Below are 8,213 nucleotides of genomic sequence, written 5' to 3'. Positions count from 1 at the left end.
TATCGGCAATGCCAATGTCGCCCCCGGCGATGTCATCCGCATCGGCGTCATCCAGCAGGGCCAGATGGTCATGGTCGTGCGCGCCAGCCTCTATCGCAAGGGCGCCCATGAGGCGACCATCGCGCTCGACGATCGCGGCCGCTTCGTCGACGGCATGGAGCCGCCGATGCTGGCGGCTCTGTCCTCCGCCTTCAGCGACCAGCCGCCGCAGATCATGACCGGCCGCGACCTGCCGAGCGTCTATGACGGCATCTATCGCGCCGCCCTCTCCTACGGCATGAACACCGAGATGACGGCGCTTCTGGTCAAATTGCTCGCCAGCAATGTCGACCTTCAGGGGCAGCTGCGCTCCACCGATACGATCGAGGCCTTCTTCTCCGTCATGGACAAGGAAGGCAAGGCCGGCGCCGGTTCGGAACTTCTCTATGTCGATGCCCGTTTCGGCGACAACGACACGCGTTTCTACCGGTTCCAGAACAGCGACGACGGCTCGATCGACTATTTCGACGAGAACGGCCGCAGCATCCGCCAGTTTCTCTTGCGCAATCCGGTTCCCAATGCCCGCATGACCTCGAGCTTCGGCATGCGCGCCCACCCGATCCTCGGCCGCTCGCTGATGCATACCGGCACCGACTGGGCCGCCCCGCGCGGCACCCCGATCATCGCCGCCGGCAACGGCATCGTCGAGAAGGCCGGCTGGGACAGCGGCGGTTACGGCAACCAGACACTGATCCGCCACGGCAACGGCTATGTCTCGTCCTACAACCACCAGAGCGCCATCGCCCGCGGTGTGCGTGCCGGTGCGAAAGTGACCCAGGGCCAGGTCATCGGCTATGTCGGCTCGACCGGCCAGTCGACCGGCGCCCACCTGCATTACGAACTGATCGTCAACGGCACCAAGGTCGACCCGATGAAGGTCCGCCTGCCGGGTGGCTCCTCGCTCGAAGGCCAGGCCCTTGCCCGCTTCGAGGAAGAACGCAAGCGCATCGACACCCTGCTCAACACCCAACAGCCGTCGGACGAAGTCGCCAGCCGCTGATATTCAAGGCCGCCATCATCTGCATTTTGACAAGGATGATGGTCGAGGCTTGATCTGTAGTTGCAATCCAATTTCAGCTATGGATTTGTATTCACACTTTCAAACGGATCGACTTATCTGGAAAGTGCTTGGGCCAATAAACCTTCGTGAACAAGTTGAGGTCCTTTGCCTTCATCCCTTAATTCCATAGCCCGAATGATTTTTGTTCCTTCGTGACTATGTCGCCAATCCCTTGATGCTTCAGCCGCTACGCAGAGATAATTCGTGTTTCTGCAGACGTTGTTTTTGAATTCGCCACCACGATCGGAAATCATTCCGAAGATGGCCTTCCGAGGACCAAGGGTAAATTTCCCGGTCAATACAAACATCTGCCCGTCAAAGACGATACTATTGTGGTCTCGAAGAGCTCCCTCAATAACACCGACATTACCAAAGGTCGCGATTCCGGTGTCGGTCGCGCTGTCGCCAACCAGATGTGTGATCCAGGTGCAAATGTCGTCGGATTCTTCCGGCGTAATTCTGCCATCCGCAATCGACCGGAGCGCGGCGTTGCGAAGATTTACAACACGCTTGTCGCTTTGGATCCTTGAATAGCCCCCAAGTCTGTCAAGCAGCTTTTCGACCTCGCCGGGGGTGATGCTGTTGTCACACGCTATGCCAGCACAAAAGCCGTACAATTCATTGATCTCATCCTTATCGTCCTCGATTACAAAGTCACGGGAACGAATGGCGATTATATTCTCGATAATTTCATAGATCTCGCCTGGCTCGTCCTTCCACATCCGAATGTCCTCAATGAGCTCATGAGCATCCGGGTCGCGCAGAAGAGCAAGAAATTTTTCGCTTTCGACCTTAAGCGGTTCGAACTCGGTGCTCTCCACGTTCGCGCTCGCCAGCACCCCGTTAAGAAAACCGAGCCAATAGCCTAAAGCCTTTCTGTTGTTGGAATTCGCATGTATCCGGCCCAGTGCCGCACCTTCATGGCCAAGTGCAGCTTTACCCGAATTGTTCGCCTTACCCATAATGCCCCCTTTTAAGGCCAGTGTATCTTTAACATGGCCGACTTAACCGCACACAATGCGAGTACCGACGCGCCCTGCCCCATAGGATAACAGCTGGTTATGCAATTCAAGCTATCCCGCTTGAGACAAACTCGGCTGATCAGAGCGCCCGATATAAAAAAGGCCGCGCCAGTCACCCGGCGCGGCCTTCTCTCGTTCACTTCAAGCCAAACCGCTTTACGCCGCCTCGCTCATGCTGCCCTTCACCCGGAACAGCAGCCGGTCGGAACCCGACGTCACCTTGACGGTCGAACCATCCGGGATCTTTCCACCCAGAATGTCTTCCGCCAGCGGGTCCTGAACGAATTTCTGGATCACCCGCTTCAACGGCCTTGCGCCGTAGACCGGGTCATACCCCTTGTTCGCCAGCCACACGCGGGCATCCTCGTCCATCTCCAGTTCGATCTTGCGATCGGCCAGAAGCTGCAGCAGCCGCTGCAGCTGGATATCGACGATCGCCCCCATGTCATCGCGCTTCAGGCGGTGGAAGAGGATGATCTCGTCGACGCGGTTCAGGAACTCCGGCCGGAAATGGCCGCGCACCTGTTCCATCACCAGCTCGCGCACGCTGTCACTGTCGTCGCCGTCATTCATCTGCACCAGGAACTGCGAACCGAGGTTCGAGGTCATAATGATGATCGTGTTCTTGAAGTCGACCGTACGCCCCTGCCCGTCCGTCAGCCGCCCGTCGTCGAGCACCTGCAGGAGAACGTTGAACACGTCCGGATGCGCCTTCTCGATCTCGTCGAACAGCACGACCTGGTAGGGCTTGCGCCGCACCGCCTCGGTCAGCGCGCCACCTTCGTCATAACCGACATAGCCCGGAGGCGCGCCGATCAGCCGCGAGACGGAGTGCTTTTCCATGTATTCCGACATGTCGAGCCGCACCATCGCGCTCTCGTCGTCGAACAGGAAACGCGCCAGCGACTTGGTAAGCTCCGTCTTGCCCACACCTGTCGGGCCGAGGAAGATGAACGAGCCGATCGGCCGGTTCGGGTCCTGCAGACCCGCCCGCGAACGGCGAACCGCGCGTGACACGGCCTGAACCGCATCGCCCTGTCCGACGACCGACAGAGCCAGTTCGTCTTCCATGCGAAGCAGCTTCTCGCGCTGGCCTTCCAGCATCTTGTCGACCGGAATGCCCGTCCAGCGGGACACCACATGCGCGATCGCATCCGGATCGACCACTTCCTGCACCATGGCATTGGCGGAAGTATCCTGCGCTTCGGCCTCGACCAGACGCTTTTCCAGATCCGGGATGACGCCATAGGTCAGCTCGCCGGCGCGCTGGAACTCGCCCTTGCGCTGGGCGATCGCCAGTTCGTTGCGGGCGTCGTCGAGTTCCTTCTTCAAGTCGGCGGCAAGACCTAACTTCTGCTTTTCCGCCTGCCAGCGGGCGGTCAGCGCATCCGCCTGCTCTTCCAGCGACGTCACTTCGCTTTCCAGACGCACCAGACGATCTGCGGAAGCACTGTCGGTTTCCTTTTTCAGCGCTTCGCGCTCGATCTTCAACTGCATGATGCGCCGGTCGAGCTCGTCCAGTTCTTCCGGCTTGGAATCCACCTGCATGCGCAGCCGCGAAGCCGCCTCATCCATCAGGTCGATCGCCTTGTCCGGCAAGAACCGGTCAGTGATGTAGCGGTTCGACAAGGTCGCGGCCGCAACCAGCGCCGAGTCCGAGATGCGCACCTTGTGGTGCTGCTCATACTTTTCCTTCAGGCCGCGCAGGATCGAGATCGTGTCCTCGACCGTCGGCTCATCCACCACGACCGGCTGGAAACGGCGGGCGAGCGCCGGGTCTTTTTCCACATGCTTGCGGTATTCGTCGAGCGTGGTCGCGCCGACGCAATGCAGCTCGCCACGCGCAAGCGCGGGCTTCAGGAGGTTCGACGCGTCCATGGCGCCATCAGCCTTGCCGGCACCTACCAGCGTGTGCATCTCGTCGATGAACAGGATGATGTTGCCGTTTTCCGACTGCACCTCGTTGAGCACGGCCTTCAGCCGCTCCTCGAACTCGCCGCGATATTTCGCACCGGCAATCAGCGCGCCCATGTCGAGCGCCATCAACTGCTTGTCTTTCAGGCTTTCCGGCACGTCGCCGTTGACGATGCGCAGCGCCAGGCCCTCGGCGATCGCCGTCTTGCCGACGCCCGGTTCACCGATCAGCACGGGATTGTTCTTGGTACGGCGCGACAGGACCTGGATGGTGCGGCGAATTTCGTCGTCGCGGCCGATCACCGGGTCGAGCTTGCCTTCGCGCGCATCCGCCGTCAGGTCGCGGGCATATTTTTTGAGCGCGTCAAACCCCTGTTCGGCATTGGCGCTGTCGGCCGTGCGGCCCTTGCGCAGATCGTTGATCACCTGGTTCAGCGCTTGCGCCGTCACCCCCGCCTTCTTCAGGCTGGCGGATGTCGAAGCCGAGCTTTCGATCAGAAGCGCAAGCAGCAGCCGTTCGACGGTGACGAATGTGTCGCCAGCCTTCTTGGCCGCGTCCTCGGCAGTGGAAAACACCCTTGCCAGCGGCTGCGAAAGATAGATCTGGCCGTCCCCGCCGGCGACTTTGGGCAGCTTGGCAAGCGCCGCATCATTGGCGATCTTGGCTTCCTTGGCATTGCCGCCGGCACGCTCGATCAGCGCCGACGCCATGCCCTGATCGTCGTCGAGCAGCACTTTCAGCACATGTTCGGGGGCGAACTGCTGGTGACCGTCGGACAAGGCCTTAGTCTGGGCGGACTGCAGGAAACCGCGCACCCGCTCCGAGTATTTTTCGATGTTCATAACCGTTACCTCCTGGAATCGTCTCGCCCGCATCGGCACGAAACGACGATTGAGATGGAGCCCCCTTGGAAAGGCAGGCCCGCGCCACGGATCGCGATCCCCGGCGTCGATCATGATATGGTAAGCGATCTGAGCGGTTTAAAGACGTCTGCGCGCCGAAATCGACATCGATCGAATACACCCTTGACGACCCGATCAGCAGACGAAAAAGGCCGCCCGGATGGCGGCCTGATGTCGAAGATCGATGGCGAAAACTCACTCCGCAGCCGCATCCTTCAGCCGCGCGGCATAGCCGGCGCTGATCTTGGTGATCTCGTTCTTCGACCCATAGATCACCGGCACGCGCTGGTGCAGACCGGTCGGCTGGACGTCGAGAATGTCGATATCGCCGATGATCGCCGCCCCGCCTGCGGCCTCGACCAGAAGCCCGATCGGGTTTGCCTCGTAAAGCAGGCGAAGACGCCCGCCGGCCGAAGGCTTGTTGCGGTCCGCCGGATAGAGAAACACGCCGCCGCGATTGAAGATGCGATGCGTATCGGCCACCATCGAGCCGACCCAGCGCATGTTGTGGCCGTTGTCGATCGCAGCCTCGATGTAGCTTGCCACCGCATCGTCCCAGGAGGACCGGCGGGCGAAATTGATGGCGAACTCCTGCGCGTCCGCCACGATCGTCGCATCCGCATTCGTCATCACATAGGCGCCGTCGGCATCCAGCGTGAACATCTGCACGCCGTTTCCGATCGTCAGCACCAGCGTCGTCTGCGGCCCGTAGGCGGCATAGCCGGCGATCAGCTGGCTGCGTCCACTCTTCAGGATCTCGCCCGGCGTCTTCGCCTCGATCACCGAGAAGATCGTGCCGACCGTGACATTGACGTCGAGATTGGAAGACCCGTCGAGCGGATCGAAGATGACCGCATATTTGCCGTCCGCATGGATCGCGACTTCGCTATCCAGTTCTTCCGATACCGCAAACGAAACCGAGGGCACCTTGCGACAGGCCTCCAGCATGATCTCGTTGGAGAGGATATCGAGCGGCTTCTGCGCCTCGCCCTGCACATTGACGCTGCCGGCAGCGCCGGTCAGCCCGTCGAGCGAGGAGGTCCGCAACCGGTCGGAAATCACCCGCGTCGCCTGCGCCACCTCACGCAACAGCACGACCAGATCGTCGCTCAGCGAAGAGCCCTTATGGCTTTCGAGATAGGCTTCGAACGTCGTCATCGATCACTCCCTGCAACAACACATCAAGAAAGGCGGCCACAGACCCCGCCTGTCCCTATCTAGTGCGTATTTTTGCGGAAGCACAACGAATTTTCGCAATGCGGTAAGCTGTTATAATCGTTTGAAAAAGCGGCGACATCGAAGCGCGGCATTTCAATCGTTTGATATCGGTGGAAAAAGCCGCCCCCACATGGCGAGCATCCGACATCCCGCCCCGCCCCGCCCGATCGCCGCCCGGCCCGGAGGATGGCGGCGCAGGCTCCCCTGTCCCCGATCGCATCGTCGACACCCGGCCGGAAGGTTCAACTGCGGGTGATCGACACCCCGCCATCGACAAGCATGGCAGTTCCGGTGACGAAACTGGAATCGTCGGAGGCGAGGTAAAGCGCAGAGAGCGCCAGCTCCTCCGGCGAGGCGACGCGCTTCAGCGCATGCATGCCGGCAATGGCGTCCTGTTTTTCCGGCGTGTTGTTCACGTCGCGATACATGTCGGTATCCACCGCCCCCGGCAGGACCGCGTTCACGCGAACGGCCTTTGGTCCGAACTCCGCCGCCAGCGCCTGCGTCAGCCCGATAATGCCCGACTTGCTCGCGGCATAGGCGGCAATGCCGGGAAAGGCGAAACTGTAGCCGACGAATGTCGAGGTAAAGATCACGGACCCGCCGCCGTCTTTTTCCATCCGGGCAATCTGATGCTTTGCCGCCAGAAACGAGGCGGTCAGATTGATGGTCAGCGCCTCCGTGAAGCCCGCCTCGGATACGCCGGTGCTCGGACCAGCCTCACCGATGATACCGGCATTGTTGAAAGCGATGTCGAGCTTTCCATAGTGCTCCACTGCCGTGGCAACCAGCGCTCTGTGGTAGTCTTCGGATCGAACGTCGCCCGAAAGGGCAACGGCATCGCCTCCGGCATCCTTGATCTCCGCCACCAGCCTGTCCAGCTCGGCCTGACGCCGCGCACCAACCACGACTTTCGCGCCTTCGGCTGCAAAAAGCGTCGCCGTTGCGCGTCCGATGCCAGCACTCGCGCCCGTTACGATGGCGACTTTTCCGTTCAATCGGGACATTCCACTTCTCCTTCATCTCGTTGAGGCGACGGCTGTCGCCTGGAATTGAAGGGAAGATGGCATTTCCCGTTCGTTCGGATTAGCCTCCGAATAACGGAACTCGAATTCGGAAAGACCGAACGTGATCAGGATAGAAGGTATCGCGGCCTTCGTCGCGGTGGCGGAGGCGGGTTCCGTCAGCGAGGCCGCGCGCAGACTGCGCCTCGCCAAATCCGTCGTAAGCGAAAGGTTGGTCGAACTGGAGCGATCGCTCGGCGGCACGCTGCTTCACCGCACGACGCGCAAGCTCACACTCACCGAAGACGGCGCCGCATTCCTGGAGCGCTCGCGACGCATCATCGACGAGCTCAGGATAGGCGCTTCCGAAATGGCCGAGCGCCGCGGCACACTGTCCGGACCGTTGCGCCTGTCCGTGCCCGTCACACTCGGACGCATGCATCTCGGGCCGGCGCTCTACCCCTTTCTCGCAGCCAATCCGCAGATCGAGCTTATTCTCGATCTCGACGATCGTCGCGTTGACGTGTCCTCGGAAGGTTATGACGCCATCATCCGGCACGGTCCCATCGACGATTCTCGCCTGATCGTCTGGAAACTGTGCAGCAGTCGCCGAATACTGGTCGCCTCGCCGGACTATCTGCATCGCTATGGCGTACCGTCGGTGCTGGCTGACCTCGATACCCACCGGGCAATCTTCTATACCAATCGTGGGGTCGATGACTGGCGCTTTGATACACCGAATGGCGCGGTCGTGGTGCGCGCACGCCAGGCCATCGGCATGAACAACGGCGACATGATGCGCGATGCAGCCGTAGCTGGACTGGGCATTGCACTTCTGCCTTCTTTCATCGTCGGCCACTCGCTGCGTGAAGGTCTGCTTCGGGAGATCAGCATCGACCATCAGCCGGCGGAGGAATTCATCTACATGGCGCATCCCGAAGGCCGCAACTCCTCTGCCAAGCTGCGCGCGGTTGTCGATCACCTGCGCAGAACTTTCGGCGATCCGCCCTATTGGGAAGTCCAGGCGTAACCATCAAGAAAAAGCTCTGGGAA

The 8,213-nt window shown here is 60.7% G+C and carries 6 protein-coding genes (1 of these 6 only partly in view); 2 read left to right on the top strand and 4 right to left on the bottom strand.

All coding sequences use genetic code 11. The annotated features are described in order from the left end of the window. A protein-coding gene (locus AC0JZ4_RS08015) for a M23 family metallopeptidase (RefSeq protein WP_471885859.1) crosses the window boundary here: on the top strand, positions 1-1,039 show its 3' portion. The gene continues 899 nt to the left of window position 1, outside the view; 1,039 of the gene's 1,938 nt are visible here — the last part of the coding sequence; its start codon lies beyond the left edge, outside the window; the stop codon is at positions 1,037-1,039. A gap of 113 nt (positions 1,040-1,152) precedes the next feature. Here the strand turns inward: AC0JZ4_RS08015 and AC0JZ4_RS08010 are convergent, their stop codons facing one another. The 4 genes from AC0JZ4_RS08010 to AC0JZ4_RS07995 all read right to left on the bottom strand — a co-directional run bounded on the left by AC0JZ4_RS08010 (position 1,153) and on the right by AC0JZ4_RS07995 (position 7,163). Beyond that, a complete protein-coding gene (locus AC0JZ4_RS08010) occupies positions 1,153-2,061 on the bottom strand; it encodes a BRCT domain-containing protein (protein ID WP_471885858.1) in 909 nt (302 codons plus the stop codon). Between the two features lie 216 nt (positions 2,062-2,277). Next, on the bottom strand, positions 2,278-4,878 hold the full coding sequence (gene clpB, locus AC0JZ4_RS08005; protein WP_471885857.1) for an ATP-dependent chaperone ClpB: 2,601 nt from the start codon (positions 4,876-4,878) through the stop codon (positions 2,278-2,280). Positions 4,879-5,133: 255 nt separating this feature from the next. Then, positions 5,134-6,096, bottom strand: coding sequence for a class 1 fructose-bisphosphatase (locus AC0JZ4_RS08000; RefSeq protein ID WP_471885856.1), 963 nt, complete (start codon positions 6,094-6,096; stop codon positions 5,134-5,136). 302 nt (positions 6,097-6,398) lie between these two features. Continuing rightward, positions 6,399-7,163, bottom strand: a complete 765-nt coding sequence (locus AC0JZ4_RS07995) for an SDR family oxidoreductase (RefSeq protein WP_471885855.1) — start codon at positions 7,161-7,163, stop codon at positions 6,399-6,401. A 121-nt stretch (positions 7,164-7,284) separates the two neighbouring features. Here AC0JZ4_RS07995 and AC0JZ4_RS07990 point away from each other — a divergent pair, with 121 nt between their 5' ends. Then, a complete protein-coding gene (locus AC0JZ4_RS07990) occupies positions 7,285-8,190 on the top strand; it encodes a LysR family transcriptional regulator (protein WP_471885854.1) in 906 nt (301 codons plus the stop codon). Positions 8,191-8,213: the final 23 nt, after the last annotated feature.

This window comes from [Rhizobium] kunmingense (assembly GCF_977018605.1).
This window is presented reverse-complemented; position numbering and strand designations above follow the sequence as displayed.

Coding starts and splice junctions, on each gene's coding strand:
- AC0JZ4_RS08010 (WP_471885858.1), bottom strand. CDS start 2,061: ATGGGTAAGGCGAACAATTCGGGTAAAGCTGCACTTGGCCATGAAGGT.
- clpB (WP_471885857.1), bottom strand. CDS start 4,878: ATGAACATCGAAAAATACTCGGAGCGGGTGCGCGGTTTCCTGCAGTCC.
- AC0JZ4_RS08000 (WP_471885856.1), bottom strand. CDS start 6,096: ATGACGACGTTCGAAGCCTATCTCGAAAGCCATAAGGGCTCTTCGCTG.
- AC0JZ4_RS07995 (WP_471885855.1), bottom strand. CDS start 7,163: ATGTCCCGATTGAACGGAAAAGTCGCCATCGTAACGGGCGCGAGTGCT.